This window comes from Helicobacter labetoulli, assembly GCF_003670275.1.
Taxonomy (GTDB): Bacteria; Campylobacterota; Campylobacteria; order Campylobacterales; family Helicobacteraceae; genus Helicobacter_C; species Helicobacter_C labetoulli.
The window spans coordinates 49,688-65,233 of record NZ_QXJF01000007.1 but is presented as its reverse complement, the minus strand read 5'-3'; the positions used below and the strand labels follow the sequence as shown (position 1 = coordinate 65,233).

Here is a 15,546-nt window from a genome sequence, read left to right as displayed (position 1 = left end):
GTGTCAAACCACGCATTATTCTGCTTTGACAAATGCCATAAACGCTCTAATCCGCACAATGCTCTGCTCTACACCCAAAACAAACAATGCCTCACATACACCAATCCCGCCACTTTTACCCAGCAAGGCACAACGCAAAGTAGGCATAAACTTGCCTATTTTAAGCTCATTTTTTTTCGCAAAACTATGAAGTAGCTCATCAAGATTCCTAGTCTCCCATTTTGCCAAACTAAGCTCATCACACAATGCCCCTAAACTTGCAATAGCTGCTCTATCAAGTTTAGAATACATTTTCTCATCATACGCACTAGGAGCATTCATCACCTCATCAAAACCTTGAGCAAAGCTTATTAGCGTATTGCAACGATCTTTTAATGCCGCATAAAGCACATCGCGTTTGCAAGATTCAAGACTTGTAACGCCAAAGTTTTGTAGCAAAGATTCAAGCTCTCCATTTGGAGTTTGCTTTATATAGTGCTGATTGAGCCATAAAAATTTTGTCTCATTATACGCACTAGGCGAGCTATTTAAATCATTTGGATTAAAAAATTCTAGCATTTCTTGGATTGAGAATATCTCTTTATCTTCATAGCTCCAGCCAAGCCGCACAAGAAAGTTTAAAATGGCTTCAGGCAAATAGCCCATTTGCTTATAGTCCATTACGCCCATTGCCCCATCTCGTTTGCTTAGCTTTCTACCTTGTGGGTTTAAAATCATCGGCACATGATAGAATCTAGGTGTTTTAAAGCCCAATGCCTCATACACGATAATCTGCTTAGGCGTATTGCTTAAATGATCATCGCCGCGTATCACATCGCTTACCCCCATAAGTGCATCATCAACAGCTACAACAAAGTTATAAGTGGGTGTGCCATCACTCCGTGCTATGATAAAATCATCAAGCTCTTTTGCCTGAATGTTAATCTCACCTTTCACACCATCTTTAAACTTCACATAGCCTTCAAGTGGAGCTTTGATTCTCACCACAGGCTTTACGCCCTCTGGTGGTGTGCCTGTAAAATCACGATAGCGATTATCATATCTAGGCGTTTGCTTATTTTTCTCCTGCTCTGCCCGAAGTGAATCTAGCTCTTCTTTACTCATATAGCAATAATACGCCTTCCCTTCATCTAAAAGCTTTTGAATATATTCCTTATATATGTCAAATCGTTTGCTTTGATACACCACCTCGCCATCATACTCTAATCCCACCCACTCAAATGCCTCAATAATCGCCTTTGTCGCATCAAGGGAGTTTCTCGCCAAGTCCGTATCTTCAATACGGAGTAAAAACTCTCCACCATTTGCCCTTGCATACAGATAATTAAACAATGCTGTGCGTAGCCCACCAATATGTAAATAGCCCGTAGGCGAAGGTGCAAAACGCGTAACAATCTTTTCCATTATTCACCTTTAAAATAAAATTTTGGGATTGTATAGCAATTTAACTTAATGCCTTATTTGATATTTTTCACTACAATATTAACTTTTTAGCTGACATTTTTGCCTCTTAAATCTTAGAATCTAATCCCACAAAAAGGAAGAATATGTTTGCAATCACAGGTGGCGGAACAGGCGGACATCTAGCCATTGCCAAAGCATTAGCACAAGAACTACAATCTCAAAATCTTAAAGCCATCTATATAGGCTCAACCTTAGGGCAAGATAAAGCGTGGTTTGAACATAGTGAGCTTTTCACACAATGTTATTTTTTAGAATCTAGTGGTGTGGTCAATAAAAGCGGCTTGCATAAGCTCAAATCCATTTTTAAGCAGCTTCAAGCCACTTTGGAAGCTAGGAAGATTCTAAAAGCCCATAAAGTTACACATATAATAAGTGTTGGTGGATTCAGTGCAGGTGGGGCGAGTATGGGTGCGATTATGGCTAGAATCCCCCTTTTTATCCACGAACAAAATGCCATCAAAGGCAAACTTAATGAGATTCTCACTCCCTTTGCCAAGGCAGTTTTTGGTAGTTTTAGCTCAAATTCTAAAAACTTTATTCACACTTCATATCCTGTGCGTGATGAGTTTTTCACCACTTCTCGCATAAGGCAGGAGTGTAAAAATATCCTTTTTCTAGGCGGCTCTCAAGGAGCAAAGGGCATTAATGACTTTGCCTTAAAGCTTACTCCCTTGCTTTTACAAAAAGGCATAAATGTCGCTCACCAGTGCGGAGAGCGTGATTTTGAACGCATAAGGCAAGAATATGAGAATCTTGGAATCTTAAATAAAGTTGATTTATTTGCTTTTGATAAAAATCTTGTGATGCGTCTGCAAAAAGCGGATTTATGCATTGCTCGTTCAGGTGCTTCAAGCCTTTGGGAAATGGCAGCAAATGGGCTTATTGGCATATTTGTGCCTTATCCCTATGCGGCAAAAGACCATCAATATTTTAATGCAAAAAGCTTTGCTGATGAGGGACTAGGCTTGGTAATAAGAGAAAGTGAGCTTAAGGTGCAAGGTGTGCTAGAATTTATAGAATCCTTGCAGGGCGAAAGTTTGGAACAAAAATCAAGTCAAGTTATGGCAAAGATTAAGCCAAATGGTGCAAGGGAGATTCTCACTCATATCAATTCTTTAACACCCATACCACAAGGCTAAGAGCTATACCAAACATCACACAGCCCACGCATACATCAAGCCAAACAAAGGCTTTTGGCGAAGTAAAATAAGATGATAGAGCATTTGCCCCAAAGCCAAGCAGGGCAAACCACGCCGCAGAGGCACTGATACAGCCTAACAAAAAATGTAATTGAGATTCTACACTCACACCAACGCTACCAAGCAAAACAATCGTATCCAAATACATATGGGGATTTAAAAGCGTGATAGCAAGGGTTTGAAGCAAAATAGCCTTGTGCGGAATGCGTATCTTCTCCTGTATAGAATCTAGCCGTGCTTGTGGATACAGAGCGGATTTAAGCGATAAAAAGCCGTAGTAGCATAAAAATACAGCTCCGCACAAAGCCAAAATCTTGCTTAAGAGATCAAATTGAGAGAGCCAAGAGCCAAAGCCTAGCACACCAATACTCATAAATACCACATCACAGCCCACACATACAGCACATACCAAAAAAGTATGCTGCTTTTGAATGGCACATTTAATCACAAAGGCATTTTGCGCCCCAATAGCACTAATCAACCCAAAAGCGACAAAAAGCCCTTGTAAATACTCTTGCATTATTATTCCTTGAGATTTATCTAGTATTTTCTCTCCCCACTACTTATTTAGAGGCGTAGAGTAGGTTGTCATTCTTTGGATAATACGCTCTTTATCGCTACCTTGAGCGAGAATAGGCTGATAATTGTTATAAGTCTTCACCCCGCTAATCAAAACCGGCACAAAGCTGTGCAGTTCGCTCCATTGCTCTAAATCTGCTACTTTTTTAAGCCTCTTATTATCAATATAAATATACTCCCCCGCCATATTTTTTAAATCTGCTCTAGATTCACCAAAAGCAAAACGCACCTGATAAATCACACTATCTTTATCGCCGGGATTTTTTGCCCCGCCATAGACAAAATTCCCTAGACTATACACAATCTTTTTGCCTTTATACTCCTCTATACCTTGAAGCACGTGCGGGTGATGCCCAATGACTAAATCCGCACCGCTATCAATAGCAAATCTACCTATTTCTTTTTGAATCTTATTAGGATAATGCTCCCTTTCTTCACCCCAATGGAATGTAAAAATCACAATATCCGCACCCATCTCACGCAATTTTGCAATTTCAGCTTTGACTTGAGGCTTGATAGCGAGATTCCACCCTCTATGTCCTGCCATACCGATTTTTTTACCCTTAATTTCATAAATACTCAGCACCCCTTCCCCGCTATAATAAATCCCTGCATTTTTAAGATGTTTTTGTGTATCTTGGAATCCTTTCACACCATAATCGCGTGTGTGATTATTAGCAATATTTACCGCTTCAATGCTTCCTTCTTGTAATATTTTCACATAGCTTGGGTCGCCCTTAAAGGCAAATGGTTTTACCAATCTATCATTGTTGTGTGTTGTAAGAGGTCCTTCAAGATTGCCTAAACTCATATCATCATTTCCTAAAACCTCTTTTACCTTAGCAAAAAAATAGCTATAATCCCCCTTTTGTTGTGCAAAACGCCAATTAAATGTCTCGCCATTGCTCCCATAATAATCCCCAAGCACATTATCGCCAACAAAGCTTAGCGTGATAATCTCACTTTTTTTACTTTCCTTTACATAAGGGCTTTGGGCTTGATTTGGCTCTGCTTGCGTGCCAAAACACCCACTCAAAAATGCCACGAGAGACGCGGTAAAAGCCACTTGAAATACTAAAAATCTTGTAGAAAACATTGTTATCCTTTCACTTTTTGCATTGATTTCAAGCCGCGCATTGTAGCAAAATCTTAAATAAAGTTTGCTATACTTCCGCTGACCCTTTCATCTAGCTGGCCAAGGATACCACCCTTTCTCGGTGGCAACGGAAGTTCAAATCTTTCAAGGGTCGCCATCAATTAGAATCTACATATTATCTTATAACAAGGACTATAATGGAACTTATCTCGTGGAATGTCAATGGACTGCGTGCGTGTATGAATAAAGGCTTTATGGATTTTTTTAATGAAGTGAATGCGGATATTTTTTGTATTCAAGAATCTAAAATGCAAAAAGAGCAGGGTGATTTTAGCTTTGAAGGGTATAGTGAATATTGGAATAGTGCGGAGAAAAAGGGGTATTCTGGTGTTGTGGTGCTAAGTAAGATTCTACCTTTACAAGTGAGCTATGATATGGGGATTAGCCATCACGATAAAGAGGGCAGAATCATTACCGCAGAATATGAGCGATTCTATCTTGTAAATGTCTATACGCCAAATGCCAAGCGTGAGCTAGAGCGATTAGAATATCGTATGGAGTGGGAAGATGACTTTAGGGCATTTGTGAAGAATCTTGAGAAACATAAGCCCGTGGTGATTTGTGGAGATCTTAATGTCGCCCACAAAGAAATTGATTTAAAAAACCCAAAGACAAATCGTAGAAATGCCGGATTTACTGATGAAGAGCGAGGTAAAATGAGTGAGCTTTTAGAATCTGGATTTATTGATACTTTTCGCCATTTTTATCCCACGCTTGAGGGAGCATATAGCTGGTGGAGCTATATGGGAAAAGCAAGGGAAAATAATACCGGTTGGCGTATTGACTACTTTTTATGTTCTGCTTCTTTACAGTCTTATCTCAAAGATGCCACGATTTATCCACATATTTTTGGGAGTGATCACTGCCCTGTTGGCTTAAATATGGATATATAAACGCTATGAAAGCACAAATTCTAAAACTCCTTCAGTTAAAGCAACTCTACAAACGCCAAGCTTGTGGAGAAAGATACACAAATACACTTTTTCGCCCACAGCCAAATGCACTTCCCACGCACAATACAGATGCTCTTATCAAAAACTGCTCCCTTTGTAATAGAATCAAGCATTGCAAAGAGCCAAGTATCGGGCTTATCAACCCTCAAGCAAGCATTTGTTTTATAAGCGAGATTCCACTTGTGAGCGACACTCAAGCATTTGTGCAAAATAAAAGTGCAATAATGTTGCAAAATATCATTACAAATATCTTTAAGCTCCCCCTTTCACAAGTCTCTATTCTTTCACTCATTAAATGCGATCCGCTCAACCCCCATTTTGAAAGAAGTGAAATTCTTAGCTGCAAGGACTATGCGCTCACACAGCTGCAGAATCTAGCTCCTAAAGTTTGTGTGCTTTTAGGCGATGTGGTGAGTGAGTATATTTTGGGCAATCGTTTGGAACATAGTAGAATCTTATGGCACAATAACAAAAAATTTTTAATTACCTATGCACTAAATGAGCTTGTGCGGAATCCTTCCCTTAAAACACAAGCCCACAATGATTTTCTAATCGCGAAAGGACAATTATGAATACTTCTATAAAATCTATCATTGCTTTGTGTTTTTGCACCCTACTTAGCATAAGCTCATTTGCTAAAAGCTATATTATCTCGCCCCTGCCCTTGCCACAGCAGGAGATTCTAAACATAAGCACAGAAAAATGTAGCACTTCTTGCTTGTTGAATTATTTTGCTAAGGGCGAGTTTTTCTCATTTGTCGCATCTTTTGATCCTAGTATAGATAATACCGAGCTTCGCTCTAAACTCTCCTTTGTGCTTGGGGATTTGGGTATTGCTGATCAAATGTTGCCACCGACCCTGCAAGGAAGCGGAAAAATTAAACTTGCCCTCCTAATGCCTAAAAAAATCATTGGACGCTATTCTGCAAGTAGCATTGATACTATTTTAGCCTACCTTATGACGCGGGGCAATGACTTTGTGTTTGAGATTTTTGATAGCGGCGATGAAAGCAGATCAAATCTTAACAGCACTTACAAAAACATCGCAAAAGAAAATTATGATTTTGTCATTGCCATTCTCACACCAAAAGGAGCGCAAGAGTTTGCCACACTTGATATAAGTTTGCCCACCTATATCCCCACAATTAACAAAAAACAGATTCAAATAAGCTCCGTGCCTAAAAATCTTATTTTTGGTGGGATTGATTATGAGACACAAATTGAGCTTTTGCTCTCTCTTGCTGGGCATAAAAACATTATTGCCTATAATGACAAAAGCCTTATTGGCAAAACGCTTGGTGAAATCTTAAAAAGCAAGAGCAGCCGTGTTGTCTTTGAAGAAGAAATAGATTCAGAATCTGCTAAAACTTTTATGCAAAAGTTAAGCAAACACGATCGTTTAATTGCCAATAATATAGTATTTTTCAATACCCCTCCAGCAAGAACGGGACTTGTAGCCTCGCAACTTGGGCTTGCCAAAAATAAGCCTGATAAATTTCTCTCCGTCCAAACAAACTTCCACCCACAGATTCTATTGCTTATCCAAAAAGAAGATCGCAAGAATCTCTTTATCGCTAATGTGATTAATAATCAAAATCCAAAACTTATAGAATACACTTCGCTTTTAGGTGGTGATTTACGCTATGATTGGGTAAATTATGCCACTGCTGTGGGTGTGGAGCAGCTCATACTCGCTCAAATCAACCAAGGCAAACGCTTTTTTAATGAATGCGTGAAAGATGGGCAGGTTGAATACATTAATAGAATCTACAAAAGCGATGCAAAAAGCTTCTATGAATACCGATAAAGATTATCCCTTTAGCTTTGAAAACTCCGCTTGTGAAAGCTGTGGAGGCAAGTGCTGTGTGGGGGATTCGGGCTATGTGTTTGTAGATATTAAAGAAATGCAAGAAATTGCCTCTTTTCTCGCACTAGAATTTGAATCTTTTACAAAAAGCTATGTAAGGAAAGTTGGATATAGATTCTCATTTATTGAAAAACCCTATCAAAACGCATTGGCGTGTGTGTTTTTTGACACAGATTCTAAGCAATGCAGTATTTATGCCCATCGTCCAAAGCAATGTCGCACTTATCCATTTTGGGAGGCACATAAGAATTTTGATAAGAATAACTTACAGACCCTATGCAATGAGTGCAAGGGTATCAAGCTAAAGGAAAGTGTATGAATATTTTGCGTGTTTTAACTCTATGTCTTATGATTCTAGGCTCGTGCTATGGGGCATTTGATGAGGATAGCTACATCTTTGAAGCCATTGAATACGAAGCACAAAATCAATTTGATAAAGCAAGGGATTTGTATCTTGTGCTATATGAGGAAACCAAAAAGCTAGAGTATTTTAAAGAAGCCATAATCCTCTCTTCAACGCTCAATAATCCCAATGCCACGCTTGATTTTGCTAATGAATATATTGCAAAAGGTGGGCAAAAAGATCTTGTCATACATAAGATATTTTTAGATTCTTATCTCAAATTGGGACTGACACAAGAGGCATTGCAGGAAGCAAAAATTATTGCTAAGAGTGAAGATTCTGCCCTGCTTAATGATATTTTAGGCTCACTTTATGCGACACTTGGGGATTTTAACAATGCCCTTATCCACTTTGAATCTGCATATAAAACAAGTCAATCACAAGATGTATTGCAAAAAATTGTCGCTGTGTATTTAAGCCAATCCCAAAAAGAGAAGGCGTTAAAGCTACTTAATTCTCATATTGAAACCTATGGTTGCTTTGGTAGTTTTTGTAAATTTAGCATTGAAGTGTATGGCAAATTTTCGCAACTCCCCAAGATTGAAAACATTTTTGAAAAGTCATTTCAAGCCCAGCCTACCATTGAAAATGCCCAGAATCTTATTCTTATTTACGCTCATCAAAAGAAGTTTAAACAAGCCTCTCAAATTGCCTCACAATTCCCATTTAAGCCGGAGATTCTCCTAGAGCTTTATATTGCTCAACAAGATTATGCAAACGCTGCAAAACAAGCAAAATATGCGTATGATGAGAATAAAAACCCCTATTTTCTAGCCTTAGAGCAAATTTATACTTTTGAATCTAGCAACAAAAAAGACAAAAATGCCATAGCAAATATCACTCAAAACCTCAAAAATGCCATAAAACTTATGCAAACACCCAACAAAGATATACCAAAAGATGAACGCATTGATACTACTTTGCAAAATTCACAAAGTGCCGAGCTAGGATTTTTGTTTAATTTTTTGGGCTATTTGATGATTGATTATGACATTGATGTGCAAGAGGGCATAGAATATGTCAAAAAAGCCCTTGAGATTTCCCCCCGCAATCCGGCGTATTTAGATTCTCTAGCGTGGGGATATTATAAAATCAAAGACTGCGAAAATGCCGCAAAAACTTTCAAACTTATCCCACAAGAAGACATCAAAAAAGAAAAAGAGCTACAAGAACACAAAAAGATTATTGATAAATGCTTTCAAGAAGACAACAAAAGGTTAGAATACTGAAGAAAGACTAGGATTATTATTGACAGAAACCTTTAAACCACACTATCCTTATTTAATAACTCACCCTCGTATAAAAAGATTGATGGGGTGTAATCAATGTTTTTTACATTATCTTTTTTAGCAAAAGATAAAATCAGATTCTCTTTTGCACGAGTAATTGCCACATAAAACAGCCGCCGCTCCTCTTCCAAGCTCCCGCCTTTACTCATCAACTTGCGATTTGGGAATCTCCCATCCATAAGATCTACCACATATACATTTTGAAACTCTAAGCCCTTGCTTGCGTGGATACTGAGTAGATTCACCCCGCTGCCTTCACTAGCTTCACTTGAGCCTAGAATCATCGCATTTAAAAATTTGCCCAAATCATTGTGATTTTTTGAAAGATCAAGCAAGAGAGCGCATTTGCGTTTAATAGATTCTAGAGCTTGATCAAACCTTGCAGAATCTATACTGCCATCTTTTGTTTTAGAGCGAGTTTTAGCAAGATTTTGCATAATATCAGTAAAAAATTTTGCATTCACAATGCGTTCAATCAAACTTTTTGGCTCTTTAATATGCCTAATAGAATGAAGCATTTCATAAAAATCACTTAAAAATATAGCTCCCTCTTTTTGAATCTTTGGGTGTTGCAAGAGCGGGTGCGAAGCAAAACCCTCTGTGATGTATTCATTAAACCTACCTTGAGATTCTAAAGCAAAAAAATCATCAAACAAGCCTAATTGAGTGTTTTTGGCTCTTTGCTGATAGGCTTTTATACCACTTTTTGGCTCAAACATACCCCTATGGCAATCCCCCTCACCTAAGATAAACAACGCCTCATAAATATCCTTAGCAATGCTATTGCCTATGCCTTTTCCATAGCTTAGCGTATGGATATGTGCCATCATATCGCGTGGATTATGCGTAAGGGAGCAAATATCAAGTATGAGGCTCACTTCCTTTGTGTCAAAAAAGCTCACACTTCCTTTACGCTTTGAAGGGATATTAAGCTCTCTTAAACTCGCTTCAATCCCATCGGCACTAGAATTATTGCGAAAAATAATGGCGGTATCTTCATAAGGCGTATTGCTTAGAGCTATGCGTTTAGCAATGCCCTGATACTGCAAAAATAGCTCATCATACCACACAAGCTTTGGTGGTGCAAACTCACCTTGCTTAATCACCTCTAGCCTTTTGGGATATACGCGTTCATTTTTCTCTATCACTTTATTAGCCAAATCAAGGATATGCTTACTTGAGCGATAATTTTTACTCAGCGTAAAAACTTTTGAATCTATGTATTTATCTCCAAATCCGCTAATAATACTAATATCCGCACCATTAAAGGCATAAATGCTTTGATCATAATCCCCCACACAAAACAAGCTTTGGGGTCTAAGCGCATCAAGGATAGAATCTTGCAAAGGATTTGTATCTTGATACTCATCGCACAGCACTTCCATAAATAGTGGAGATTCTAGCTCTAGTAAAGATTCACGATACAGCAAAAGCAAATCATTATAATCCGCATAATGATGTGTGCTTTTAAGTGTTTGAAACTCCTCCATTATGTCTTCATAAATGGCAATATATGACTCTTGTTGTGGGTTTTTATCCACTATCCACGCCCCAAAACCACCCTTATATGCGGCATTAACAAAAAGAGAATATATCTCATACAAATATTGTGCGGAATAAGGCTTAGTAGAATCTTGGCTAAAAACGCGTTTTTCATACAGACTTTTAAAGAGCATTTGCAATTCTTTAGGCTGTTTAAGATGGATATTTTTCATCTGTCGCAAATAGCGATACGCCACGGCGTGAAATGTGCCAGATTCTATCTCTTTAGCAAGGCTAGAGCCAAAGATTTTCCCCACTCGCTCAATCATCTCACTACTTGCCTTATTTGTGAAAGTAAGCAATAAAATATCTTTAGGCTTAAAACCCTGCTGCAAAAGATAGGCTATACGCCCCACAATGGTAGAGGTTTTACCCGTCCCAGCTGAAGCGATAATAAGATTATGTCCGCTTGGAGCGCTAACAGCAGCTAACTGCTCGGGGTTAAGATTAGAGAGTGGCATTATTTGCTAAGTGTTTGCAAAATCTCAGGAGATAAAAATTCTTTAAGGGGTTGGACTTTGCTAAACTGCGGATATTCAGCCACAGGTAGAGTGGTAACCTGCAAGCAAGATGTATTGCTTGGATTAAACACAAAAGGTGCCATAAGATTCACAATAGAATTCTCAATAGGCTTTTGCACCACCACTACACAAAATACAAGCACCCTATCGCCCCTTGTCTCATCTAAATCAAGGAGCTTTTCATCAGCGGTTGGAATAGTGAAGTTGTATTCGCAAAGTGAAAAGGGATTTACAAGCGTGATTTCAAAAGGACGCGTTCCATCAAGTGAGTGGAGCTTGCTAAAAGTCTCATCTATCTGCTCTAGCTCCACCTTTGTAACATCATCAAAGCCCAAAATTGGCATCTTTAGCTCATAAGTCATTTTTACCTCCATTTGTTTTTAGCAATTTGGTATTATAATACACCTAAAGCAAATTAAATACCACAAAGGCATTTTATGAAGAATACGACACAGGAAAAAAAGGGCTACAATTCCAAAGATATAGAATCTAGATTCTATAATATTTGTCAATCTCGGGGATATTTTGAAATTGATGGGAACAAACATATTCAAAATGGAGAAAAGTTTTGTATTATGATGCCCCCACCTAATGTTACAGGTGTTTTACACATAGGACACGCACTCACTTTTACATTGCAGGATATTATCACGCGTTTTAAAAGAATGGACGGATTTAAAACGCTCTATCAACCCGGACTTGATCACGCAGGGATTGCCACGCAAAATGTCGTGCAAAAACAACTCGCACAAGAAGGCATAAGTAAAGAATCTTTGGGTAGAGAAGCCTTTATTAAAAAAGTGTGGGAGTGGAAAGAGCAAAGCGGGGGCGCAATCCTTAATCAAATGCGTCATCTAGGCATCACTCCGGCGTGGTCGCGTCTAAGATTCACAATGGATAAGGGTTTGCAAAACGCGGTTAAAAAAGCCTTTGTGCAGTGGTATAATCAAGGCTTAATCGTGCAGGATAACTATATGATTAATTGGTGTGTCAATGATGGTGCGTTATCTGACATTGAAGTGGAATACGAGCAGAATCTTGGCAAACTCTACTATCTACGCTATCCCATAAAGGATAGCAAAAATATGAAGAATAGCACACAAGCCCTTATTGTCGCTACTACGCGTCCAGAGACATTTTTTGGCGATAGTGCGGTGATGGTAAATCCAAGCGATGAGCGATACAAGGATTGTATCGGTAAAAGCGTGATTTTGCCGCTTTTAAATAGGGAGATTCCCATTATTGCGGATTTAGCGGTGGATATGGAGTTTGGCACGGGCTGTGTGAAAGTAACTCCCGCTCACGATATTAATGACTATGAGGTAGGCAAACGCCATAATTTAGAATCTATTACCATTTTTGATGAAAAAGGTATTTTAAATGCCTATGCTGGGGAGTTTGAAGGGCAGGAAAAACTAGAAGCGCGAGAGAGCATTGTCAAAAAGCTAGAATCGCTTGGCTTTGTTGAAAAGATTGAAGATTATACAAATCAGGTTGGCAAATGCTATCGCTGTGGCAGTATAGTAGAGCCTTATATCTCAAAACAATGGTTTGTCAAAAAAGAAGTCGCACAAGAGGCTATTAAAAAAGTCAATGCGGGAGGGCTAAAGTTTTTCCCAAATCAATGGCTGAATAATTATAATGCGTGGATGAGAGAGCTGAAAGATTGGTGTATTTCACGCCAACTTTGGTGGGGGCATAGAATCCCCGTGTGGTATTGTGAATGCGGAGAAAAGATTGCGTGTGAGAGCGATAATCCCACCTGCCCCAAATGCAATGCACTCATCACAAAGCAAGATGAAGATGTGCTTGATACTTGGTTTAGCTCGGGGCTTTGGGCATTTAGCACACTTGGCTGGGGCAACATACAAGAAAGCAAAGATGATGAAAATACAGAATCTGCCAAATCTGCTGAATCTGCCCTTTTCACAGATTCTGATTTAAGCGATTTTTATCCTAATTCTTTGCTGATTACAGGCTTTGATATTTTATTTTTCTGGGTGGCTAGAATGCTTCTAAGTGGCGAATCTTTGCTAGGCTCCCTGCCCTTTAAAGATGTCTATCTTCACGCATTGGTGCGAGATGAAAAGGGGCAGAAAATGAGTAAAAGCAAGGGCAATGTCATTGATCCTTTAGAGATGATAAGCACTTATGGGGCGGATACTTTGCGTTTTACTCTAGCGATTTTATGCGCTCAAGGGCGAGATGTGAAGCTCTCCACTCAAAGCTGTGAGATTTCTAAAAATTTTACAAACAAACTTTACAATGCAACGCAGTTTCTAAAAATGTATGCCTCTCAACAAGATGAGATTCAAAGCAAAACCTTCAAAGCCTTTAAAAACTTAGATGACATAGAGATAAAAACGCCACTTGGTAAGTATATGTTTGTGCGTTTGCAAGTGGCTATTGGCGAGGTGCGTCAGGCTTTAGAATCTTATCGCTTCAATGATGGGGCAAGTATTTTGTATCGCTTTTTGTGGGGAGAGTTTTGTGATTGGGGTATTGAACTGGCAAAGGCAAGTAAAGATTCTGTGTATGAGCTTGGGGCGATTTTTAAGAGTGCATTACTGCTTTTACACCCTTATATGCCTTTTATTACCGATTGGCTTTGGCATAGTCTTAATGGAAGCGAGATAGAATCTGCAGATTCTATTATGATAACCCCTTATCCAAAAGCCAAACCCATAAGTGAAGAATTTTCTAGTATAGAGCAGACATTTAAAGTTGTTGAAGATGTGATTGTCTCAATCCGCCGACTAAAAGCAATGCTAGAGCTTGGCAATGCAAATGTGGAGGAAGTCTTTGTAAAGCTAAATGTAAGTGTTGATAAGGATATGCTAGAGCTTTTTGTATGCAAACTTGCTAAAGTTACGCGTTTGCACATTGTGCAGGGCAAACAAGATGGCTGTGTATGCGATGTGAGTGAGCTAAGTGAGAGCTATATGAATCTTAAAGGTATTGATTTAAGTGCAATTATCAAGCGTTTAAACAATCAAAAAGCAAAGCTTGAAAAAGAAATAGCAAAACTTCAAGGAATGCTAGGCAATGAAAACTTTATCAAAAATGCCCCAAAAGCTGTGCTAGAGCAAAATACACAAGCTCTTAGTCTCGCACAAGAAAGATATGCTAAGATTCAAAACGAGCTTAAAACGCTTTTGCAATCATAAAAAAGGAGAATGAAAAATGAAAAACTTACTGCAAGGAAAAAATATAAAAAACACACTTTTGGCGGTGTGCTGTGTGGCTTTCATAGGCTGTGGGGATTCAAAAATAGAGCAAGAAGATACTCACTACACGCAACTCATAAAAGCTATGCCGATGATTGTATCGCTTGAGAGTGCAAAGCTAAAGGGCGATGAAGAGGGAGCTACAAAGGCTAAGGAAGCACTTCAAGCCATCAAGCTAGATGAAAAAATAAGCCAAGATGCCTTGCAGGTTCTTAAACGCGCAGAGCAATTTGGCTATACCATTATCCTGCCAGATGAGCTTGTAAAAAATCTTGAATCTTATACGATTATAGCGACTTTACCACGCGGTGTGTATAATCTAGGGCTTATCCCTAGTGCAAAGCATTTTGAGTTTGCCCTAAGCCCTAGTTTTAATGACAATGGCAGTGAATGGAATTGGGAAGCTGATGGGCTTTCTCGCTCACAAAATGAGCTTGTATCTTTGCTTGGAGAGGATAAAAATGCCAAAATCGTGTTTTATGACAGCGGAGAGTATGGATTCTCACCTATGGGGAGTGCGGTTGTAGGGATTATGTGGGCAAAAAAACTAGGCTACAATAATGTATATTATCTTGTTGGTGGATTCAACGCGTGGAAAGATTTGAAACTGCCCATCAGCACGGAAGTACCGCATTGTTGTCAAATGTAAAGCTCTGCGTATTTTTTTATTATGGTTTGCCGTGCCACTTGTGGAATCTCCCAAGATTCTAAAAACCTTGCAAAAGGCTTCAACCTAGATGCTGAAGAGATGCAAAAATTTTCTTCAGTGCCAAATTTTGAATGGATGGAAGATAAAAATGGCATTAAAAAAGGCTATTTTACAAATCTCAACCCACGCACAAAACACATCAAACGCACGATATGGTGGGATTTTTAAAAATTCTAACTCTTTTATGCCCCTTTTTTACACTGCGGACACTTACCTATAAGCACAGCGGAAATATCACAAATGCTATATCCGCTATTTTGACTGCAATCTTGTTCCAACAAATGCGTATCAAGCCTAATATCCTCTAGCTTACCGCACACCTCACAATACACGTGCAAATGCCTATCACTACTTAGCTCATACTTTTGTTTATCTTTTGGTGCTTTAATCTCACGCAAGATATTTGCTTTACAAAGTGCGTGAATATTCTTATAAATCGTAGCAAGTGAGATAGATGGGAAAATAGAGCGAATCTGCTCATATAGCTCTTCTACACTCATATGCCCGTTTTTTTGAATCCTATCAAGCATTGCGATTCGCTGTGGTGTAATTTTGAGCTGATTCTCTCGTAGAGATTGTTCAAAATTTATCATTACAATTCCTTGCTATTTTATGGATTATTGCCCTTAAATCTTAA

The 15,546-nt window shown here is 38.8% G+C and carries 15 protein-coding genes and 1 tRNA gene; 10 read left to right on the top strand and 6 right to left on the bottom strand.

Features of this window, described 5'->3' with window-relative positions; translation table 11 throughout:
- Positions 1-15: 15 nt before the first annotated feature.
- Entirely contained in the window at positions 16-1,404 is a 1,389-nt protein-coding gene (gene gltX / locus EBF12_RS04590) for a glutamate--tRNA ligase (RefSeq protein WP_121726615.1), read from the bottom strand.
- A gap of 143 nt (positions 1,405-1,547) precedes the next feature.
- Here gltX and murG point away from each other — a divergent pair, with 143 nt between their 5' ends.
- A complete protein-coding gene (gene murG, locus EBF12_RS04585; protein WP_121726614.1) occupies positions 1,548-2,603 on the top strand; it encodes an undecaprenyldiphospho-muramoylpentapeptide beta-N-acetylglucosaminyltransferase in 1,056 nt (351 codons plus the stop codon).
- On the opposite strand, the gene EBF12_RS04580 is transcribed toward murG, so the two are convergent.
- Positions 2,572-3,183, bottom strand: a complete 612-nt coding sequence (locus EBF12_RS04580; protein WP_121726613.1) for a LysE/ArgO family amino acid transporter — start codon at positions 3,181-3,183, stop codon at positions 2,572-2,574. The two genes, murG and EBF12_RS04580, sit on opposite strands and share 32 nt — an antisense overlap.
- Before the next feature lie 39 nt (positions 3,184-3,222).
- The gene (locus EBF12_RS04575; protein ID WP_121726612.1) at positions 3,223-4,338 is read right to left on the bottom strand and encodes a CapA family protein; all 1,116 of its coding nucleotides are present in this window, start codon (positions 4,336-4,338) and stop codon (positions 3,223-3,225) included.
- Between the two features lie 80 nt (positions 4,339-4,418).
- On the opposite strand from EBF12_RS04575, the gene EBF12_RS04570 reads away from it, so the two are divergent.
- The 6 genes from EBF12_RS04570 to EBF12_RS04545 all read left to right on the top strand — a co-directional run bounded on the left by EBF12_RS04570 (position 4,419) and on the right by EBF12_RS04545 (position 8,850).
- Positions 4,419-4,495: transfer RNA gene (locus EBF12_RS04570), tRNA-Glu, on the top strand.
- A gap of 40 nt (positions 4,496-4,535) precedes the next feature.
- A complete protein-coding gene (locus EBF12_RS04565; protein WP_121726611.1) occupies positions 4,536-5,291 on the top strand; it encodes an exodeoxyribonuclease III in 756 nt (251 codons plus the stop codon).
- A gap of 5 nt (positions 5,292-5,296) precedes the next feature.
- Complete coding sequence (locus EBF12_RS04560; RefSeq protein WP_121726610.1) at positions 5,297-5,923, top strand: uracil-DNA glycosylase family protein; 627 nt, start codon at positions 5,297-5,299, stop codon at positions 5,921-5,923.
- Positions 5,920-7,158, top strand: a complete 1,239-nt coding sequence (locus tag EBF12_RS04555; RefSeq protein WP_121726609.1) for a hypothetical protein — start codon at positions 5,920-5,922, stop codon at positions 7,156-7,158. Before EBF12_RS04560 ends, EBF12_RS04555 begins: the two co-directional genes overlap by 4 nt.
- Positions 7,145-7,537 (top strand): YkgJ family cysteine cluster protein, encoded by a 393-nt coding sequence (locus EBF12_RS04550; protein WP_121726669.1) that lies wholly within the window; start codon positions 7,145-7,147, stop codon positions 7,535-7,537. Before EBF12_RS04555 ends, EBF12_RS04550 begins: the two co-directional genes overlap by 14 nt.
- Entirely contained in the window at positions 7,534-8,850 is a 1,317-nt protein-coding gene (locus EBF12_RS04545; protein ID WP_121726608.1) for a tetratricopeptide repeat protein, read from the top strand. The genes EBF12_RS04550 and EBF12_RS04545 overlap by 4 nt, the downstream gene beginning before the upstream one ends.
- 32 nt (positions 8,851-8,882) lie before the next feature.
- On the opposite strand, the gene EBF12_RS04540 is transcribed toward EBF12_RS04545, so the two are convergent.
- Together EBF12_RS04540 and fliW are read right to left on the bottom strand one after the other, a co-directional pair.
- Positions 8,883-10,913, bottom strand: coding sequence for an ATP-dependent helicase (locus EBF12_RS04540; RefSeq protein WP_121726607.1), 2,031 nt, complete (start codon positions 10,911-10,913; stop codon positions 8,883-8,885).
- Complete coding sequence (gene fliW / locus EBF12_RS04535) at positions 10,913-11,335, bottom strand: flagellar assembly protein FliW (protein WP_121726606.1); 423 nt, start codon at positions 11,333-11,335, stop codon at positions 10,913-10,915. The genes EBF12_RS04540 and fliW overlap by 1 nt, the downstream gene beginning before the upstream one ends.
- Before the next feature lie 75 nt (positions 11,336-11,410).
- Between fliW and EBF12_RS04530 the strand changes: the two genes are divergently transcribed.
- Genes EBF12_RS04530 through EBF12_RS04520 form a run of 3 tightly spaced genes read left to right on the top strand, consistent with a single transcriptional unit; the run spans position 11,411 to position 15,077 of the window.
- The gene (locus EBF12_RS04530) at positions 11,411-14,140 is read left to right on the top strand and encodes a valine--tRNA ligase (RefSeq protein ID WP_121726605.1); all 2,730 of its coding nucleotides are present in this window, start codon (positions 11,411-11,413) and stop codon (positions 14,138-14,140) included.
- Positions 14,141-14,156: 16 nt separating this feature from the next.
- Complete coding sequence (locus EBF12_RS04525; protein ID WP_244196365.1) at positions 14,157-14,849, top strand: rhodanese-like domain-containing protein; 693 nt, start codon at positions 14,157-14,159, stop codon at positions 14,847-14,849.
- Positions 14,850-14,870: 21 nt separating this feature from the next.
- Positions 14,871-15,077, top strand: coding sequence for a hypothetical protein (locus EBF12_RS04520; RefSeq protein WP_244196364.1), 207 nt, complete (start codon positions 14,871-14,873; stop codon positions 15,075-15,077).
- Positions 15,078-15,091: 14 nt separating this feature from the next.
- Here EBF12_RS04520 and EBF12_RS04515 read toward each other — a convergent pair whose 3' ends face one another.
- Complete coding sequence (locus tag EBF12_RS04515; RefSeq protein WP_121726604.1) at positions 15,092-15,502, bottom strand: Fur family transcriptional regulator; 411 nt, start codon at positions 15,500-15,502, stop codon at positions 15,092-15,094.
- Between the last annotated feature and the right edge of the window lie 44 nt (positions 15,503-15,546).

Bases quoted from the DNA above. Each gene is read 5' to 3' on its own strand.
- gltX (WP_121726615.1), bottom strand. From the start codon at position 1,404: ATGGAAAAGATTGTTACGCGTTTTGCACCTTCGCCTACGGGCTATTTA.
- murG (WP_121726614.1), top strand. From the start codon at position 1,548: ATGTTTGCAATCACAGGTGGCGGAACAGGCGGACATCTAGCCATTGCC.
- EBF12_RS04580 (WP_121726613.1), bottom strand. From the start codon at position 3,183: ATGCAAGAGTATTTACAAGGGCTTTTTGTCGCTTTTGGGTTGATTAGT.
- EBF12_RS04575 (WP_121726612.1), bottom strand. From the start codon at position 4,338: ATGTTTTCTACAAGATTTTTAGTATTTCAAGTGGCTTTTACCGCGTCT.
- EBF12_RS04565 (WP_121726611.1), top strand. From the start codon at position 4,536: ATGGAACTTATCTCGTGGAATGTCAATGGACTGCGTGCGTGTATGAAT.
- EBF12_RS04560 (WP_121726610.1), top strand. From the start codon at position 5,297: ATGAAAGCACAAATTCTAAAACTCCTTCAGTTAAAGCAACTCTACAAA.
- EBF12_RS04555 (WP_121726609.1), top strand. From the start codon at position 5,920: ATGAATACTTCTATAAAATCTATCATTGCTTTGTGTTTTTGCACCCTA.
- EBF12_RS04550 (WP_121726669.1), top strand. From the start codon at position 7,145: ATGAATACCGATAAAGATTATCCCTTTAGCTTTGAAAACTCCGCTTGT.
- EBF12_RS04545 (WP_121726608.1), top strand. From the start codon at position 7,534: ATGAATATTTTGCGTGTTTTAACTCTATGTCTTATGATTCTAGGCTCG.
- EBF12_RS04540 (WP_121726607.1), bottom strand. From the start codon at position 10,913: ATGCCACTCTCTAATCTTAACCCCGAGCAGTTAGCTGCTGTTAGCGCT.
- fliW (WP_121726606.1), bottom strand. From the start codon at position 11,335: ATGACTTATGAGCTAAAGATGCCAATTTTGGGCTTTGATGATGTTACA.
- EBF12_RS04530 (WP_121726605.1), top strand. From the start codon at position 11,411: ATGAAGAATACGACACAGGAAAAAAAGGGCTACAATTCCAAAGATATA.
- EBF12_RS04525 (WP_244196365.1), top strand. From the start codon at position 14,157: ATGAAAAACTTACTGCAAGGAAAAAATATAAAAAACACACTTTTGGCG.
- EBF12_RS04520 (WP_244196364.1), top strand. From the start codon at position 14,871: ATGGTTTGCCGTGCCACTTGTGGAATCTCCCAAGATTCTAAAAACCTT.
- EBF12_RS04515 (WP_121726604.1), bottom strand. From the start codon at position 15,502: ATGATAAATTTTGAACAATCTCTACGAGAGAATCAGCTCAAAATTACA.